The organism is Acholeplasma oculi (genome assembly GCF_900166985.1).
In the GTDB taxonomy this organism is placed as follows: Bacteria; Bacillota_I; Bacilli_A; order Acholeplasmatales; family Acholeplasmataceae; genus Acholeplasma; species Acholeplasma oculi.
Window position 1 is genome coordinate 695,775 of the sequence record NZ_FUZK01000001.1, and the last position, 20,211, is coordinate 715,985.

The 20,211-nt window shown below is 30.3% G+C and carries 15 protein-coding genes; 1 reads left to right on the forward strand and 14 read right to left on the reverse strand.

The genetic code is table 11. The features are described 5' to 3' along the window. The first annotated feature begins 130 nt into the window (after positions 1 to 130). Positions 131 to 1,054: a lactonase family protein gene (locus B5X49_RS03250; protein WP_045749729.1), complete on the forward strand. Its 924-nt coding sequence runs from the start codon at positions 131 to 133 to the stop codon at positions 1,052 to 1,054. A 47-nt stretch (positions 1,055 to 1,101) separates the two neighbouring features. On the opposite strand, the gene B5X49_RS03255 is transcribed toward B5X49_RS03250, so the two are convergent. From B5X49_RS03255 to B5X49_RS03320, 14 genes are all read right to left on the reverse strand, one after another. Continuing rightward, positions 1,102 to 1,662: an NADPH-dependent FMN reductase gene (locus B5X49_RS03255; RefSeq protein WP_045749730.1), complete on the reverse strand. Its 561-nt coding sequence runs from the start codon at positions 1,660 to 1,662 to the stop codon at positions 1,102 to 1,104. A gap of 103 nt (positions 1,663 to 1,765) precedes the next feature. After that, complete coding sequence (locus tag B5X49_RS03260; protein WP_045749731.1) at positions 1,766 to 3,001, reverse strand: aminopeptidase; 1,236 nt, start codon at positions 2,999 to 3,001, stop codon at positions 1,766 to 1,768. Positions 3,002 to 3,003: 2 nt separating this feature from the next. Further along, entirely contained in the window at positions 3,004 to 5,940 is a 2,937-nt protein-coding gene (gene dnaE / locus B5X49_RS03265; protein ID WP_045749732.1) for a DNA polymerase III subunit alpha, read from the reverse strand. Positions 5,941 to 6,000: 60 nt separating this feature from the next. Further along, complete coding sequence (locus B5X49_RS03270) at positions 6,001 to 6,426, reverse strand: flavodoxin (protein WP_045749733.1); 426 nt, start codon at positions 6,424 to 6,426, stop codon at positions 6,001 to 6,003. Between the two features lie 39 nt (positions 6,427 to 6,465). Further along, entirely contained in the window at positions 6,466 to 8,538 is a 2,073-nt protein-coding gene (locus B5X49_RS03275) for a hypothetical protein (protein WP_045749734.1), read from the reverse strand. Positions 8,539 to 8,637: 99 nt separating this feature from the next. Beyond that, a complete protein-coding gene (locus tag B5X49_RS03280) occupies positions 8,638 to 10,476 on the reverse strand; it encodes an ABC transporter ATP-binding protein (protein WP_045749735.1) in 1,839 nt (612 codons plus the stop codon). After that, the gene (locus B5X49_RS03285) at positions 10,469 to 12,301 is read right to left on the reverse strand and encodes an ABC transporter ATP-binding protein (protein ID WP_052670121.1); all 1,833 of its coding nucleotides are present in this window, start codon (positions 12,299 to 12,301) and stop codon (positions 10,469 to 10,471) included. The genes B5X49_RS03280 and B5X49_RS03285 overlap by 8 nt, the downstream gene beginning before the upstream one ends. A 259-nt stretch (positions 12,302 to 12,560) precedes the next feature. Then, a complete protein-coding gene (locus B5X49_RS03290; RefSeq protein ID WP_045749736.1) occupies positions 12,561 to 13,784 on the reverse strand; it encodes a helix-turn-helix domain-containing protein in 1,224 nt (407 codons plus the stop codon). Between the two features lie 182 nt (positions 13,785 to 13,966). Continuing rightward, positions 13,967 to 14,620 (reverse strand): endonuclease III, encoded by a 654-nt coding sequence (gene nth / locus B5X49_RS03295; protein ID WP_045749737.1) that lies wholly within the window; start codon positions 14,618 to 14,620, stop codon positions 13,967 to 13,969. Continuing rightward, positions 14,620 to 15,231, reverse strand: a complete 612-nt coding sequence (locus B5X49_RS03300; RefSeq protein ID WP_045749738.1) for a hypothetical protein — start codon at positions 15,229 to 15,231, stop codon at positions 14,620 to 14,622. Before B5X49_RS03300 ends, nth begins: the two co-directional genes overlap by 1 nt. Further along, positions 15,212 to 15,886 (reverse strand): ribonuclease III, encoded by a 675-nt coding sequence (rnc, locus tag B5X49_RS03305; protein ID WP_045749739.1) that lies wholly within the window; start codon positions 15,884 to 15,886, stop codon positions 15,212 to 15,214. The genes B5X49_RS03300 and rnc overlap by 20 nt, the downstream gene beginning before the upstream one ends. Then, on the reverse strand, positions 15,879 to 16,883 hold the full coding sequence (plsX, locus tag B5X49_RS03310) for a phosphate acyltransferase PlsX (RefSeq protein WP_045749740.1): 1,005 nt from the start codon (positions 16,881 to 16,883) through the stop codon (positions 15,879 to 15,881). Before plsX ends, rnc begins: the two co-directional genes overlap by 8 nt. 26 nt (positions 16,884 to 16,909) lie before the next feature. Continuing rightward, the gene (locus tag B5X49_RS03315) at positions 16,910 to 18,853 is read right to left on the reverse strand and encodes an ATP-dependent DNA helicase RecG (protein ID WP_052670122.1); all 1,944 of its coding nucleotides are present in this window, start codon (positions 18,851 to 18,853) and stop codon (positions 16,910 to 16,912) included. 44 nt (positions 18,854 to 18,897) lie between these two features. Continuing rightward, the gene (locus B5X49_RS03320) at positions 18,898 to 20,070 is read right to left on the reverse strand and encodes an aminoacetone oxidase family FAD-binding enzyme (protein ID WP_045749741.1); all 1,173 of its coding nucleotides are present in this window, start codon (positions 20,068 to 20,070) and stop codon (positions 18,898 to 18,900) included. Positions 20,071 to 20,211: the final 141 nt, after the last annotated feature.

Sequence of the window (20,211 nt, forward strand, 5' to 3'; positions counted from 1 at the left end):
ATCGTTTTGATACTAAAATATTTTTAACATCAAAGTTTTTTTATCACTTTAGCTTTGAACTCTTCTGCTTGTCTATTTCATTAATGTATTCATACATGATATAATATATAACGAAAGTTGAGGAATACAAATGAAATACTTAGTTGGCACTTATACTAAAAATCTATCCGAAGGTATTTACTTAGTTGATGAGGATAAAGTCTCTTTACATATGAGATTATTTAATCCAACTTATTTTACTTTACAAGAAGGTCATTTATTTACAATTGCTAGAGGAGGTATTGAAATATATCAGGATCAAACTCTTGTTTATGAAGATCATTCAGAAGCACATAGTCCCGCACATATTTTCTATGAACCTACATTAGCAATGATATTTACAGCAAATTACCATGTAGGACAAATTTCTACATATAAATTCGATGGTACTCAAACTAAAAAGATTCAAACTCTGATTTATCCTACTGGTTCACATGCACATCAAGTGTATTATGATCAAAAAAGTCAAACACTCTTTGCAGTTGATCTAGGTTTAGATACCGTATTTACTTATTCTGTAGGTGAAAACTTAAAACTTATACCTAAAAAAGAATTAACACTGCATAAAGGCGTTGGACCAAGACATTTAGTAGTTTCAGAAAAAGGATATGTTTATTGTTTAACTGAATATTCGCATGAAATCTATGTCTATAATGAAAAGTTGGATTTTGTTAAAAAATTTAAAACTATCGACAAAAATTTTCCAGGAATTTCAAGTGCTGCTATTCGTTTATCCAATAACCAAAAACACCTTTATGTATCCAACCGTGGATTTGATGCAATTACCCACTTCTTAGTATTAGATGATGGTACATTAAAACAACAAAAGATCTATAACACTCAAGGAAAACACCCTAGAGATTTTAATCTTTCACTTGATGAGTCACATTTAGTTGTTGGTAATATGCATTCTAATAATGTTGCAATCTTTGAAAGAAACTCCAATACAGGAGAGCTAAAGTTTAAGAAAACAATTCCTGTACAAGAACCAAGTTGTATTTTCTTTATTCCATAATACAAAAAACGCCAATTTGATATTGGCGTTTTTTTATACCTACTAAATTATCTTAAAGTTTTTAAAGCTTTTGACCAACCTGTTAATTGACTTACTAACAAGTTCAGTTCAGCATCATGCCATGCACCTGGAGTGAATGTTTGATTTTCAGTTCCTGGATTTGCAAAATCAGATGTAAATGATAGATTAATTTGTTGTTGTGTTAAAGCAATTTGTTGATATGCTAAATGTGCTCTAAATCCAACGATTGCTCTTGCAGCACCTAACCAACCATAACCCACAAATGCTAATGCCTTATTAGCAACTTCTGGTTTTAAGAATTGGAATGCATTTTGAAGTGCTCCTGGTACAACATGATTATATTCTGGTGTTACTAAGATATAACCATCATATTGACTCATTGTTTGACTCCATGAAGTAATTCCCTTGATTTGTGATTCTGTAGGTGTTGCACCTAGGAATGGTAAATCAAATGATTTTAAATCAACTAATTCATAGGTTGAAGCTGTATCGATTGCTTGAACTTTTTCTAAAACCCATTTGGCAACATCTAATCCTGCTCTACCTTCTCTAATAGAACCTATAATAATACCTATTTTTAATGACATATTCGTAAATCTCCTTGTATGTAATATTTTTTTACTATACCTATGATATTACGAATTCGAAATATATGCCAGTGATTTGCTTCGATTTCGAAATAATATTGTGTTAAATCACAAAATTACCATTTTCGAAGACTAATACTTTAGAACCATCATATTTTGTACCAACAATTTTCATATCACTTGAACCAAACATAAAGTCTACATGACTCATTGAGTTGTTATAACCTTTTTTCTCTAATTCTTCAATAGGTGTTTGGTTACCATTTTTAATATTCATTGGGTATGCTCTACCTAATGCCATATGACAGCTTGCATTTTCATCAAACAAAGTATTTAAGAATAAAATATTTGTATTAGATATTGGTGATTGATGAGAAATTAAAGCAATTTCACCAATATATCTTGAGTTTGGATCAAACTCTAATATACTCTCTAAAGCTTCTTTTTCTACCTCAGCATCAAAGTCTACAACTTTACCATCTTTAAACTCTAACCAGAAGTTTTCAATAATTCTTCCTTGATTGTTTAATGGTTTAGTTGCAACAACTTTACCTTGAGTACCAAATTTATAAGGCATTGTAAATGATTCTTCAGTTGGTATATTTGGGTTAAATATAACACCATTACCAGCCGTTTCTGCACCACCAGCCCAAACATGGTCTTTGATGAGTTCAACTACTAAATCCGTTCCTAAACTATTTGTAAAATGAAGAGATTTAAAGTTTGCATCATTTAAGATCTTATTATTTCTACTTAAATAAGCATTATGTTTCTTCCATTCACTAATTGGATCATTATCAATTGTTACACGGCAAGCCATAAAGATTGCATCCCATAGTTTTTCAACCGCATTTCTAACTTGCATATCTGGGAATAGTTTTGCTGCCCAACTAGGATTGGATGCAGCAACAATTGTCCATTGTGATTTATTACCCATTGTATGTTCTCTAAAAAACTGAATAGGTTTCATGGTAGCTACTAAAACATCTTGCATTTTCTTAGAGTCAACTCCAGCTAATACATTAGGAACTGGAGATACAATAGAAATAAATGCTGCGTTATGTTCAACAAAATATTTATATTGATCTATTTGCCAATTTGGCATTTCTTTTAAGTCTTCAGTTTGTGCAAAATCATAAGCATATTTTGAAACTCTTTCATCTGCCCAGATGATATGGACTCTTTTTGCACCTGCAATATACGCTTGTCTAGCGACTTCTCTCGTTAATTCTACAGCCTCAGTTGTTGTTCTTAAAACAACAAGTTGACCCTTTTGCACATTCGCTCCTGTAACAACAGCAAGCTTTGCATATTTTTCTAATAATATATTATTTGGCATGTTTATACCTTCACTTTCTCTATATGTTTTATTATATAATCATTATTTGTTTTTTCTTTGTTTTTTGATATTTCAACAAGCACATAAGGCTCATTTAACAGTTTTTCATATTGTTCATAAGCTTTTGGAAACAATATCAGTTCTACTGTATAATCTGATTCAAATTGAATAAAGGCCATGGTTTGTTTTTGTTTTGTTTCTATGACTTTAACCTTAGTGATACGACCTATAGTCCTTACATGTTCATCTTCTAATTTGAATGACTTAATGTTATATTTTTTATGAAGTTCTTGAATCATTGGATTATGTTTATATTTTATATTAAATCCAAAAACTTCAAATTCTTTTTCTTTGAGTACTTCAAAATCAAATTCAACTTCATTTTTCTCTTTAAAATCTTTAATGAAACTTTCAAATCCAAACGTTTGATAACCCAATTGTTGAATAAGACTAGCTTTTGTCAATCCAAAACCATCAAGTGCATGACTATAAATTAAGGATTCAACGACTTTTTCATTTAAGGTATCGTGTGTTCTTTGTTTAAAGTCCTGATAGTCCACAAAGGGTTTTTCACCTCTAATAACTTTAATTTTTTGAACCAATGAAGGTCCAATACCTTTAATCATGGTAAGGGGTGCAATTAGTGTTTGACCCTTAACAATGAATTGATCAAGACTCAGGTTGATATCGGGTGGTAACATATCGATACCATTTAAATGAAGTGTTTCCATATAAGATTTAATAAGTTCACTGTTTTGTGCAACATTCGTCATTAATACAGCCATAAATGATGCTTTATAATGTGTTTTTAAATATGCCATTTGATACGCTAATAATGCATATGCAACACTATGGCTTCGATTAAATCCATAATCTGCAAAGCGTTCAATCGCATCATATATCTTTTCAGCCAAATGAGCGTCTTTTCCATTTTCATTCGATCTTTGAATGAATCTGATTTTCTCACTTTCTATCACTTCACGAACCTTTTTAGAAATAGCTCTTCTAATGATATCTGCCTCAGCATAACTAAATCCAGCAAACTCATTTAATATTTTCATGATTTGTTCTTGGTAAATAATGATTCCATACGTTGGTTTTAAAATATCATCAATGGATGGATCTAATCCCTCATATGGTTTACCATGTAGTCTTTCAATATATTCATCAATAAATATCATTGGACCCGGTCGGTATAATGCGAGTAATGCAACAATATCCTCAAATTTATCTGGTTTCATTTTTCTTATGGTTTGTCGCATACCAAATGATTCTAATTGAAAGATTCCATCCACATCTCCATCTTTTAATAATTGATATGTAGAGGGATCATCAAGTGGAATATCACTTAACTTAATCGGATAGTTTTCTAGTTTTAAAACATCTTCTATAATACTTAAGTTCTTTAACCCTAAAAAATCAATCTTTAAAAATCCTAACGCTTCTAAATCGGATGCTTCCAATTGTGATTGTAAAACTTCTTTAGGTCCAGTCATTAATGGAATATGATGGCTTAAATCTTCATGAGAAATTATTATACCCGCAGGATGTGTTCCTGTTTGTCTTGGTAAACCTTCAATCGACTTTGAAACTTGAATCAAATCAACAGCTTCAAAATCGGTATCATCTAAATGATTATTGATATAACTCTTTAGAATTGCTCCTGCTCTTTGTGAATCAATTTTCATGATTTTAGCAATATCTCTGATGGATGATTTTTGTGCAAATGTTGTAAAAGTAGATATAGTTACGACATGCTTTTTCCCATATTTATGCATCACATATTCGATAACTTTATCTCTTTTATGATCTGGGAAATCTAAATCAATATCTGGCATGGTGCGTCGATTAATATTTAAAAATCTTTCAAATAATAAATCATATTGAATTGGGTCAACTTCTGTAATTCCTAAACAATATGCAACTAAACTTCCTGCTGCACTTCCTCTTCCAGGTCCAACTAATATATCGTTTGTTTTAGCAAACCTGACAAAATCATAGACAATTAAAAAATAATCATCATACCCCATTTGATGTATCACATCAAGTTCATATAACAATCGTTTTTGATATATCTCTATGGATGCATATTGTTGTTTAGATAATCTTTTTTTAAGTCCTAATATTGATAATGCACTTAAATAATCCTTACTCGTTGTATCTTTTACAGTAGGATATTTTGGAAGGTCAAATGTTTGATGAACATAATCATATGTTGTTTTACCAAACAACCTATCCATATGTTCAAACATAAAGCCATAGTCCTTATACAATTTTCTTAATTCGAAAGCATTCATGAATGCTTTCGATGAAATCTCTTCTACATATTGCGTATTTTCAATACTTTTTAGAATATCATAACTTCTTTTTTCTTCTTGTGATGCATAGTTCATTTGATGTGTAGGTAATATGAATCGTTTATATGTCTTAGCTATTTCATAAAATACATGAGATATTTGATTAAACTCATGTTGAAGCGATAAACCAAAGTGTATCGTAGGTATTAATTTGATGATTTTTAAAACTTTATCTTTTAATATATCAATATCTGTTATGTCATTAAAGATAGGTTGTATACTTGGTAAAACAAGCGTGACTTGTTTTAATTCATCCAGTAAATCGTCGATTTCTAAACGAGAATTCATTGAAATTAAACTTGATAAATAGATTAAATGTTTGAGCTCAGTTGAATCTTTGGCATAGCATAAAAAATCAACCAAACTTTCTTCTACCTTTAAACTTAGTCTCATTCCTATGATTACAGGAATTTGATAACTTTCTGATAATTTTAATGCTTTATATAAAGCATGAAGATTAGCATCATCTGCAATTCCAACAAAATCCCAACCACTTTCTTTGGCAAGCTGAAACAAACGTTCAAGTTTAAGCGTTGAATTCTTCATGGAGTATTCACTTTGAATATACAGACTACCTACCATTAATCAATAACCTCATATACCTATTATACATTAGTAAAAAAGGATAATTCTATCCTTTTACTATTTTAATGCAAATCGCATACCCATTTCTTTAATCATTTGTTGTTCTTTTGTTGATGGCGTTGAATTAATCTTGATACCTTCTTCAAATAAATTAAGTCCAAGACCTTTAACTCTGTCTTGCCAATAATCCATCCATTCACCTTCACCCCAACCATATGAACCAAAAATTAATAGTGGTTTATCACCTAAAATAGGTTCTACATCATCATACCAAGGTAAAAATTCTTCAGGTTCTAATTCTTCAATTCCCATTGAAGGACATCCAATTGCAACCTTATCATAATTTAATACATCATCAGGTAAACAATCATCAATCTGTTTTAAATCAGCTTCGACACCAGCTTCTAAGATACCCTCATGTAATTTTTCAGCCATGATTTCTGTATTTCCTGTACCAGTCCAATAAACAACAAGTATTGCCATAATATGCACGTTCCTTTTTCTTTCTTCATACATATTATACTAGAATTGTATTCTTTTTTCACGCTTTTTCTTATAGATATAGAATAATGATATACTTCCCACGATGACAATAAACCCACCCATATATGTTAAATACAAGTAAATATCATCATTTGGTAATACAGTAATCATAACCTTTTCTTCATGATAGTTCCCCGAACTATCATAGACATAAGCAATCACTTCATAATGACCTTCTTGATGTGTTGGAATATACCCTGGTGTAAATTTTAAAAGATGTGTAATATCACCATCATAATTATCTGTTACCAAAAAGAAATCAGGAAGATAAATTTTATCTCCTACCTTTAATTCTTTCATGGATACATGTATGATGGGTGCTTCATAGTCCTTAATATGGATATAGAGTTGATTGGTACCTATGTTTTTGGATTGATCCATAATTTGATATGTTACTTTATATAATCCTATGTTTTGATAATCAACAGTTCCAGTTATAACAATATCTACGATATCTAAATCCAAATCATAGTTATCAGAGACACTCTCAACATATTCTAGTAAATCAACTGGTTCACTAAAAACGGATATAAACACTTGCACATTTTTTAAAATGAGTTCTGGTGAGATATCATCTTTTACATGAATATCTACAAAGATACTGGTTTGATTCAAAGATGCATCACTGACAATGATTTGAACCTGATACGCTCCTATTTCTTGATAGTTAACATGTTCATCCTTAATCATCATTTTAAGTGTTTTATCGTAATTATCAGTCACTTTATATAAGGATTCATAGAGTGGTTTATAAAAGTTTGTAACCTCAATCAACGTAGGACCCTCAATGGTTGGACTCACTCGGTCAAGAACTTTAATAATCACTGGAAATATGGTTTCGTTTTTAGCCAAATCCTTAACCGTTACAATCACACGGTAGCTACCTATTTTAGACATGTCAACTGTCCCTGTTTTTGAAAACTGTAATTCACTTAATTCATTATAATTATCTGTCACTTTTAAATACTCATAGACATAAGGCTCTAATGTGTTCACATCCACTATGATTTCATGCATTAATTCCACAACAGGTGCTTCTAAATCTTTGATGTGTATTGTTAATTTAGATATTCCTGTTTGTCCACTTTGATCTTTGACTTGATAAAAGACTTCATAAGTACCTAAAAAGTTTGAATCTATATAACTTATGATTTCAACATCAGCTACATCCATACTATCTTGATTGTCGGATACATTTAAAATATAACTTCTAAGTTCATCAAGTGTAATCGTATCATGTACATTATAAGTCATACTCTGAGTCTTTAAAATTATTTTTGGTGCTTCTAAATCTTCAATTTGAACATCAAAAACTAAAGTTGTTTGATTGAGTGATTGATCGGTTACAATGAGTTTTCCTGAATAAATCCCACTTTTTTGATAATTGATACCTGTATCAATGAGCTCTATTTTTAATGCTTTATCATAATTATCTTCAAAGGTAAAAAATTTATCAATCAAGATCATTTCATTCACTTTAATTATAACCGATGTTTTTTGTTTAATTATGGGTCTGATTGAATCTATGATGCGTACATTTGTTTGAAATACCGTTTCATTTAAGGATTGGTCTGTAACACTAAAACTAATTCGATAAGTACCAATTTGATTATATATCACATCATTTGAGCGAATGTTGACTAATAAATTAGTGTTTGGGGTATGGTTATCACTTATGAGTAAGTAACTTAGATAATCTGGTGGCTTAGAAAAAACCTCTAAAACAATTTCTTCTCTAAGCGTAACGATTGGAAAAATCAAGTCTTTGACAACAAATTGGATGGATTCTGTAGATTCAAACCCATATGTTGGAAAATGTACACGGTAATAAACAGTGTAGGTTCCAACATGTTTCGTATTAATCACTTTGAACGTTGTATGGTTAACCTCATATTCATAATACATGAGTGGGTCATCGATGCGTTCATCATCAATATATAAACTAGCGTAAGGTTCATACTTATAACTTTCAAGTGAATCATTTAACGGTATAATTACCTCCGTTTGACTCCATATAATTGCAACATTCAAGAGTAACGATAAAATCTGCATAATATATCACCTCAATACATAATATGGATTTAAGTGATTTTTGACTTTTATTAAAAAAGAAGTGAACGTAATTTCATACGTATCACTTCTCTACATAACTTATAACTCAGAAACTAATTGATCATAACTCTTTGATTTTTCAGCCATAAATTGGTTTTTATATAATTCAAAGTATGCACCTCTTTTTTCTAAGAGTTCTTCATGTGTTCCCATTTCTGTAATTTTTCCTGTATCTAACATCACTATTAAATCAGATTCTACAATTGTTGATAATCTGTGAGCAACAATTAAACTCGTACGACCGTTTAATAAAGACTTGGTTGCATCTTGAATTAAATGTTCCGCCTCACTATCAATCGATGAGGTAGCCTCATCTAAAATTAAAATTCTAGGGTTTGCTAAAATAGCTCTAGCAAAGGAAATGAGTTGCTTTTGTCCCATTGATAGAAGGTTACCACCTTCACCAACATTCGTATCATATTGTTTCTCTAACTTTTCAACGAATGGATGTAATCCTATGGATTTACTTGCAGCAATAACTTCCTCATCTGTTGCATCAAGTCTTCCATATCGAATGTTTTCCATAATCGTTGTTGAAAAAAGATGTGGCGATTGTAAAACATAACCTAATTTTTCATGTAACCAAGAAATACTTCTTTCTCTATAATCGATACCATCTAGAAGAATTTCACCTTCAACAGGTTCATAGAATCTAGAGGTTAGATTCACAATTGTTGTTTTACCACTACCTGTATGTCCTACTAATGCAACACTCATACCTGCTTTAATCTTTAAATTAAACTGGTCTAAGATAATTTCATTTTGATTATAGTAAAATGTTACATTTTTAAACTCAATATCACCTTTAAGTTCTTCCCAGTTTTCTTTCTTTTTATGAAACCAATCTCCATATTTAGATACAACATCCGGACGGTCTTGAATTTTAGATTCTGTATTAATTAAATCAAGTATTCTCTCTGCTGATGCTTGCGCTTGTTGGAGTTGTGACACAAAGTTTGAAAGATTAATGACTGGGTCAAAAAAGCTTACTGTTGAACGTATGAATAAATAAAGTGTACCAATTAAAATCATTTCGTTTACTGTAAATATAGTTCCTGTATACATAATAATTGCAACAAATAAATAACATGCCATCAAAAGTACTGAAGTATACATCGCAGAAAGTCCGTTTGCTTTAACACTCGCCTTATACATCTTTCCAGCAACTTGACTAAAATCATATAGGTTATCTTTTTCAATAACTAGTGATTTAGATGTTTTTGCCCCATGGAAGCTTTCACTATATTTAGCTGTTAGCTCCGAGTTAAAATGTCTTGCTTGACGATGTCTTAATAAAACTTTCTTTCTAAATAGAAGTGTTACTAAAAACATTGTTGGTAATGCAATTGTTACAATCAAAGCTAAATAAAAATGATAAATATAAAGAATTGTTAATGTAAAAATCATTAATAACACAGACCAAATTAAATCTACAAGTCCCCATGATATGATATTAGATAATCTTCTTGCATCACTTGTCATACGTGCCATGATCCACCCTTGTGGTGTTTGATCATAATATGAGAATGGTAATCTTTGTAGTGTTCTAAATGCTTCTTTTCTCAGTGTATAGTTCACACGTGCCTCAATTTTACCACCTTGATAAATAAATCCCCAAACCCCTAAACCAAATCCAATAGCAAGTGCTATATTGATAATTCCATATAAATCAAAGAATTGATAGTTACCGTTGGTTATAAATTCATCCAGTGCGTATTGGGTTAGTACAACCGTTAAAGCGTCTAATAACGCTAGAAATACTGCACAACTAATCATAATAATAAAACTTGCTTTATCTCTTAGGATAATTTTTAACAATTTACCCCAAATTGGAAGTTTGATCTTTTTTAATACATCTTCTTGATCTTGATCATGCATGCGATTCACCTTCCTTAATCATATCTAAAAATTCTTTTTCTAATCGACCTTGGATACCCCAAAGTTTTTGATAGAGACCTTCCTTATGTGCAAGTTCTTGATGTTTTCCAATAGCCTCAATTGTTCCATCGTTTAACACAATAATTTGGTCTGCTTCTTTTGCTGTTGTAATACGGTGTGTGATGATAATATTTGTTGATTTAAATGTCTTTTCATTCAATGCTTGACGAATCATCATATCCGTTTTATTATCAACAGCAGATAATGCATCGTCAAATACTAATATCGGTTTTTCACTAACTAAGACACGAGCAATAGCAACTCTTTGCTTTTGTCCACCAGATAGTGTGGTACCTTTTTCACCCACCATGGTTTCATAACCGTTTTTAAATGTGTGTATATCTTTTTCTAATGCAGCTGTAACTGCTGCTTTTTTAATTTCTTCATCCAAAGCATTTCTATTGGTAATTGATATATTTTCATACACACTTCGAGAATATAAGAACGGATCTTGTAATACAGCTCCAATATATTTTCTAATATGTTGTTTTTTAATGTCTTTGAGCTCAACACCATCTACGGTAATTGAACCTTCATAAGGATACATACGCATCAAGATATTAATAATCGTTGACTTTCCACTTCCGGTTTTACCGATAAATGCAACCGTTTGACCCGGTTTGATTTCAAATGTTACATTATTTAATAAATATTTATGATCATCATCAAATTTAAAACTTACATTATTAAATATAATATGACCTTTAATTTCAGGTTCTAATTGACCATCTTCTTCAAATTCAGTCTTTTGATCTAAAATATGATTAATTCTTCCAATAGCAACAAACGCTTTTGTAAATTCATTGATTAAACGACCTAAACCACGAATTGGCCAAACAAGTAACCCAATTAACATAAGTGATGCAATAAAGCTTGCTCCATCCATTATTCCTTCTCTTACATAATGAATACAAAGGATTGTAATAATGGCATATTGTGACATAGATACAAAATCCATTGAACCCCAATAGATGGCAACAACTTTATTTGCTCTAATGTTACTCTTCGTATATTGCAAGTTTTTAACTTCCATTTTTTCCAATTCATAAGGTTCATTAGCAAATGCTTTAACAACTTTATTACCACTGACATTCTCTTGAATGACAGTCATCATGCTAGATTCATCTTTTTCTACTTTATCAAATATTTTTTCTATCTTCATAAAGTAGAATAATGAAGAAACTGCATAAAGTGGAATAACCCCTAAACAAATCCACATAATGGTTTGATTAATATAATACATTTGGAAAACTCCACTTAACAACGATGCAACAAGTCCTACCAATTGCATCAATTGTAATACGATAAATCCTGTAGTTGTTTCTACATCGGATGTTACTCTTTGGATTAAATCTCCACTATCTGAGTTATTGTGATACTTATAACTTAAGTTTTGAATGTGATCATATAACTTAACTCTTAAGTTTTTAGCAATACTTTCTTGAATACGTCCTCTAAGATAGAGTTCAAAATACATCATCAAGTATCTAAAAGCTTGAAAGAATATTAAAGTTATGGCTACATATAATGCAATTTCAATAACTGTTTGTCCACTTTGAAAGAAATCAGTAACAAATCCTGGAAAATTGACTGGATTCATATCTATATTGACTGGATCAATATAAACATAGAGTGTACGAATTAAGTATTGCGTAAATAAAGGTACATAAGAATATGAAAATCGGTGAAATATAGTTAATATAAATAATACAATATATCCCCATGTATGTCCTTTAGTTAATTTGAGTAATGATATAAATTTCATGTTGCGCTCCTTATCATGTGCGTAAAAATAAATAAAAACGAGGTGTTACCCTCGTCTATAAATGCACATAAAAAAATATACATGAATGAAGGGTAACCATAAAAAATTCACCTTCATTATAGTCTTAAACTGCTAGTTTAAGCCACCTATAATGAATAGTATCAAAGTGTTTTTTAACATCAACTTTACCTCCTATTCATTTTATTTAGTTAAAATTATTAACTTGACCATATTTATTGTATCACAAGAAAAATATATTTCAATACTCAGTTAGCGATAAATCGCGAATTTTTCGATAAATTAAGTGTCCCATTTGAGTAGCATCTTTATAAAAGCCATGTGCTTTGAAATTTTCTAATGATTCTTCGTACCAAAAATGTAGTTGATCAATCATATCAGGTAAATCATTTATTTTCATAATTTGATTTTTAATAAAACTTGTTGTTGTAAGTCTTCTTGAAAAATATTTCTCATTCAAATAAGAACTCATCAAATTCATTTGAATATTATCTTTATACTTTTGAGAAGATATAAGTTTTTTTAATGCTTCTTTATCACCTATCTTATTTAGAATTTGGATGGATAAATTATAGAAGTTAATATCATATAGTTCTAAACCTTGAATGATTGGATATGCTTCTTCATATGAACCATTTAAAAAATGATATCTTGCTAAAACGTATTTTTTCTGCTCATCTTTTAAATGGAGTGATTTATCTAACATGTATTCTAAATTTTCAAGTGTTATAAACTGAACCAAATATACTATATAATCGTATTTAAGTTCATGGGCAATATGATAATACTCATGATCAATTAAGTATGCAACCACTTGTTCATAGTTTAATAGAATAAAGGGATGATTGTTCATTTTGGTTGCTAACATAATTCTCATTTTCATCATCAAGCATCCTAAATAACAATCCATCTTATAGGGCATGTCCAAATTCAGAACACTAAAAGCATCCTTTAATCGTCCTTCTTTTGTTAGTAATAATGCCATACTGTATAAAAATAATTTGAGTTCTTTTGTATTTAAGTTTTTAATATAAGGCATTAATTCCATATACTGCTTTTTCGCACGTTCAACCTGATTTGTTATAGTTAAGTACATTAATTGATTCAGTTTAGATTTATAGTCTAAACCACTCATAAACTTTAAGTCTACTTGAATGGGTTCATCATAAAAATGTTTATTAATAATAAAGTCTATTATATCTTCTTCCAATCGACTTGGTTTTTCTTTTAAATCAACTTTAAATTTTTCTTCAAATAATGCAATATATTTATCACTAGGGTGTATTAAGTTATTTTCTACTTTAGATAAATAACTTACACTACAAATACCTTCGGCACCTTCTTCAAGCGTTAATCCCATCTCTTTTCTGTGATGTTTGAGAATAGAACCAACATCTTGTTGCATTGTCGGTAAATGTTTTCTTAACCTTAACTGATTTTTAATAAAGCCAATATGAATATACATGATTTTTCCTCTTTTTTCGTTATAAAATTAGCCGTGTTGTATTATAGGTGAGAAGTCTTTATAAATCTTATGGAATTTTCCTAAACCAATAAAGTATTCTAAATGAGTAATGTAAAAAAAATACTTAAAAGTTAAAATATTTAAGGCTTTTCAAATAAAAAGATGTAAGTTTTCTTACATCTTTATGCCTTCAATGGCTTCAAATAAGTGTTTTTATAGTATTTACATACATCTTTCATCTGACAAACATCGCAATTAGGTTTTTGAGCCTTACAATGATATCGTCCAAAAAATATCAGTTGATGGTGTAACTTATGCCACATACTTTGATCAAAAAGTTGATTTAACTTCATCTCTGATTGATATGCATCATCACTCTCATCTGCTAGTCCTAGTCTTTTAGAGATTCTTAATATATGCGTATCTACAGCTAAAGCTGGTATACCAAAGGCATTGGATAAGACAACATTTGCTGTTTTTCTTCCAACTCCAGGTAAACTTTCTAAGTCTTTTCTCTCACTAGGTACAACACCTTGGTGATTTATGACAAGTAGTCTTGAAAGTTCAATGATATTTTTAGCTTTTGTTTTATATAGCCCAATAGATTGAATCAAACGCATTACATCTTGGATATCAGCATGCATTAAATCATTGGGTGTTGGATACTTTTTAAAAAGTTCTTTTGTTACTTTATTAACTGCTATATCTGTTGTTTGAGCACTTAACACAACAGCAACAATTAATTCAAAGTGATTGGTAAAGTTGAGTTCTGCTTTAGCATCAGGGAAAAGTTCTTCTAAATAATGACTAAAGAATATACGCTGACTCTTTGTCATTAAATTGCCTTAAATATATCATCAATCGTACGTTCTGCTTTTTCATCCGATGGATGTTGATTCAGTTTTTGTTGATTGAGATTTCTTTCTAAAAATTTGATAGAGAATCTCCCCGAATGACCAATCGTCTCAATTTTAGAAATAATACTTTCATGTGTATAAAGATTTTGTTCATACCATGACTTTATAATTTCTAATTCTGAACTTGATAATGACTTACCTAATAAATGTTCACAACGCTCAATGGTTTCACCAATTTTAGTCTGAACACGTTCAAATTCAATTTGTTTTAAGTCTGCTTGATAAAGATCTGTAATTTTTTGAAAGGTTCCTGAAACATCAAAGACTTCTACTTCTTTTTCATTTCTAGTTTCAAGTGATAAATTTAAAAATCCCTTAGAAATTAATTTATCAACTGCTTTTCCTATATCATCAGTTGATAATTCTATTTTTCTTGAAATGCTCGTGATTGAAAAAACCCTTCTTTTATACATTTGAAATAGTGTTTTTAAAATCACCAATTCATTTGGAGAAAGTTTCAATCGTTTACACTCTTTAGTTAGTAATGCATCAATTTCTAAAAAATTGTCTTCAAATAACTTTTGAATCATTTGACGCTCCCTTTACAACTTTACTTAACGCTTCTCTTGCAGCATTTTGTTCTGCTTCTTTAGTAGATGAACCCATGCCAATCCCTAATAAAATACTATCTTCTAAATGTACTTCAGATCTAAAAATTGGTTTATGAGAAGGTCCTCCCACTTTAACCGTTTTATACGTAATACTTTTTCTTTCTAGTTGAATCATTTCTTGAAGTTGTGTTTTATAATCTTTAATACTTTCTACAAGTTTTAAATGTGGAATAACTAATCGATTAAAAACCTCTCTTGTAACTTCTAAACCTAAATCAATATATATAGCAGCAAACAACGCCTCAAAAGCATCTGCTACCATACTTTGTTTAGCCTCTGTTTCACCATTTCCTAATTTCATATATTTAGGCAAATCAATTTCACAAGCATAGAGGTATAATGCCTCTTCTCTAACACTTTGAGCTCTTTTTTTGGTTAGAACTCCTTGATCTCTTTGATCTTTATGGTATAAGTAATCACTCATTAAAATCTCGATAACTGCATCTCCTAAAAATTCTAAACGCTCGTTATGATCTACTTGATTTTCATGTGCATAAGATGTATGTGTGAGTGCCATTTCATATAATTTGATTTGTTTGGGTTTAATATTTAATTTTTCAAACAACTCATTCATTCTTACTACCTAATGCTTTCTTCACTTTATTAATAACATCAAATTCAACCATTTGCTTGGCTTGTCTGATGGCGTTCATAAAAGCGTATCGTTCACTTGAACCATGTGCTTTGACAACTACATGCTCAAGTCCAGCAATTAAAGCACCACCAACTTCATCTGCAGACATCGCTTTTTTAAAGTTCTTTAATTGTTTTTTCATGAATAAGACAGCTGCTAATTTAGAGATTAAACTTGATTTAATCTCTCTTTTTAAGATTGTACCCATTGCTTTAGCAGTACCTTCCATCGTCTTCATTACAATATTTGCTGTGAAACCATCTGAAAGTAATATTTGAGCATCACTTGTTAAAATTTCTTTAGGTTCTAAGTTACCATAAAAGTTTATACCTTTATGTTCACTTAATAGATTAAATGTTTCAACATCAATCTCTCTCCCCTTACCTTTTTCAGTCCCAATATTAATGAGTCCAACAGAAGGATTCACTTGTCCATATACTTCTTTTAATACAACGGTTGAAAATACTGCAAAATCCACTAAATGCTCAGGTTTTGCATCAATATTTCCACCAGCATCTAAAAGAATCGTCGGTTTACCTTGAACCGATGGAATCATCGGTGCAATAGCAACCCTACTCATTTCTTTCATAGGTCTAATTAAGAAAAAAGATGAAAAAATCAGTGCTTGTGTCGGTCCTGCAGATACTATACCATCAGCATGTCCTTCTTTAACAAAGTTCATAGCCATAATCATGGATGTATCTTTATCGTTTCTTAATGTATTTCTACCAATGTCTTTAACCCCCATGTCAAAGAACTTTGGTGCATGTACTGTATATAATCTTTCATGCGTTACCAAATAGGGTTTCATCAGTTCTAAATCACCAAAAAGTGTTAGTTTTAAGTTTGGATATGCTTTTAAAGCATCCAAACTTCCTAATATAATTTCTTTTGGTGCTAAATCTCCACCCATTGCATCGATTGCTAAATGAATCATAGTATACCTCCATCATCTAATAATGATTATATCACTAACTTGTTAATTCTATTTTTTAAATACGGATATTTTTCGAGTTGTTTGGCATATCGTGCTGCATCTTTACGAACTCTTTTTAAAATATCTAAATCTTGAATCATATCAATGAATTGATATTTTGTTTGTCCACTTTGTATAAAACTAGAAAATATACCTGGACCTCTTAATTTTAAATCATATTCACTTAATAAAAATCCATCCTCTGTTGATACTAAAAACTCTAATCGATCATGGTCAGATTTATCTGTTACTAAATAACATTTTCCTAATTTTTTTCCTCGACCTACACGACCTCTTAATTGATGTAATTGAGATAATCCAAAGTTGTTTGCACCCATAATAAATATTTTTGTCGCATTAGGAACATCAATCCCTACCTCAATCATCGTGGTTGCTAGCAATACACCTTTAGGATTTAATATAAATTCAGCTAAGATTGTATCCACCTCAGATGAATCTAGACGTCCATGTATAACATAAAGATGTTCATGTTCTAATTCATTTCTTAAAATATCTAACATCGATTCAATTGATGGACCCTTTAATCCTTGTTCGATTAAAGGTGTTACAATAAATGTTTGTTCATTTATAGATTGAGACTCTTTAATCAACTTAATAATTTCATCTATGGGTTCATCATAGAAAATCATTGTTTGTATCGGTAGTTTATGTTTAGGTTTTTGTTTAATGTTACTAATTTCTAAATCTCCAAAATACGAAAGTGATAAACTTCTAGGAATAGGCGTAGCTGTTAAATAAAGTGTATCTTTTGTTACAGATTTTTTAATCAGTTGATCTCTAATTTCTACACCGAATTTATGCTGTTCATCAATAATGACTAATCCTAAATTTGAAAACTCAACACTTAAACCTAAAATATGAGTACCAAAAATAACTTTATATACACCTGTTTGAATATCTTTTAATATTTGATCTTTTTGTTTAGACTGCGATGTAATAAATACAGATAGAATATCCGGATACAGTTTAGTAAAATTTTCATAGTGCTGTTTAGCAAGTATTTCAGTAGGTGCCATCAATGCTGATTGATATCCGGCATTGATCATACCAAGCATCCCTATAAATGCAACATTTGTTTTACCTGTACCCACATCGCCTTGAATCAGACGGTACATACTCACTTCTTGTTTAAAATCTCTAAAGATGTCATTGACTGCTTCTTGTTGATCAAGTGTTAATTGATAAGGTATTCTTCCAATCATTTCTTTTATCCATTGAATTTGATATTCAATAGATTTTCTAGGATGTTTAGGTGTTAACTGATGTAGATATTTTAAAGAATGAAAGAAGGCTTCTTCGACTTTAAAACGATATTGTGCTTTTTTAAGCATTTCCATAGAAGATGGAAAATGTAGATGATAATATGCTTCTTTTCTTTGTATAAGTTGATATTTTTGAATGATCTCATCTGGAAGTGTTTCAAAAATATCAACAACTTGTTCATCAAATATTGTTTGAATGATATTAGAAACAACTTTATCATGTAATTCATCAATTTGATAAATAGGTTTTAATATCGGTGTTTTAATATCTTTTGTAATAAAACTTACTAAAAGTTCATTTTTGAAGAAATTATATTTACCTTTGACTAAAACCATTTGATTAACTTGTAGTTCTTTTTCAAGGTATGGACGTCCAAATATCGTTAACTCTACAATAGAATTTTCTACCTTCAACGGATATTTTAAGACAACCACTTGTTTTTTAAATCGTTTAGGTGCATCTGCAATATATCCTTGTAGTGTAACCTCATCACCATGTTTTAAATCCTTTAAATTTTGTACAACAAAATCTTCATATGATTTGGGTACATATGAAATAAGGTCATATGTATTCCATATGCCTTTATATCTAAAACTTCTTAAGATTTTAGGTCCCACACCATGGATATCTTTTAGATCTTTATTCATATTTTTATTATACCACCATGATTTAGAAATCTATTGATGGTATATTAATCTAGTGAAATATTAAGTCCTGCTGTATAACCTGTTGAAAAAGCAGATGTAATATTAAAACCACCTGTATACGCATTAATATCCATCACTTCTCCACAAAAAGAGATAAACGGATTCATTTTTGAACGCATGGTTTTTGGATCAATTTCTTTAACTGTTACACCTCCATTAGTTACAAATGCAGCAGGAAATCCTCTTGTTGTATAGATTGTCATTGGAAAGTTTTTTAATAGTTTTAAGTAATTTGTATCTTCTGATTTTAAGAAATCTATCAGTCTTTTAGGTATGTTATGCTCTTTAAATAAATCATCTAAACCATCTTTTGCAGCCTCAAGTTGATTTAAAGATACCTTTGGCATAAAATCAATTGCAACCTTTACAGGTGTATCTTTTTCTTCTAACATTTCTAATATATAGAAACTCGCTCTTAATGCTGCTGGACCTGATAATCCGAAATGGGTTATCAGTAAATCATGAGTAATTGTTTTTTTAACTTTCGTTTCATTTTTATAAACCATCAATGAAACATCTTTAAAAGATAATCCTTGAAGTGTTTTTTCATGGATAAATTTTTCATTGGATACTAAAGGTACTTCCGCAGGTATTAACTTTGTAATTTCATGACCCACACTTTTAGCAAACAGATGACCTGAACCATCTGAACCAGTTTGAGGTAATGTGATACCTCCTGTTGCAATAATTAAGTGTTGATAAGGTATTTTTTGATCTTCCAGTATAACCAGTTTATGGGATGCGTCAATATCTTTGACATAGGCATTGAGTAACACATTTATATTTAATTCTTGGATACGTCTAATAAGAGCGTCCACAATATCTTGAGCTTTATTACTTACTGGAAACATACGTCCATGGTCTTCTTCTTTTAATGGGCAATTCATTTTAGCGAAAAAAGCCATAATATCTTTAGGTCCAAAAGTATGTAGTGTACTATATAAAAATTTACCATTTTTTGGAATATATGTAATACATTCATCAACTTCCATATTTGCAGTGACATTACATCGACCACCACCGGTTAATTTCATCTTAGTTCCTAGTTGTTTACCACGTTCAATTAAGAATACATCTAAGTTTTTATGGTTTGTTTTGGCACTTATTGCAGCCATCATACCTGATGGTCCACCACCAATAACGATAATGGGATTCATATGCTTCACCCTTTCTATCCACTATTATATAAGATTTCCTATAAATATTGGTTTTCTTTGAATCTTTATGTTGTTCATACGTTTTTTTAAATATCATATTAAATAAATAGAGACACTTAACATCTAAGTGTCTCTATACGA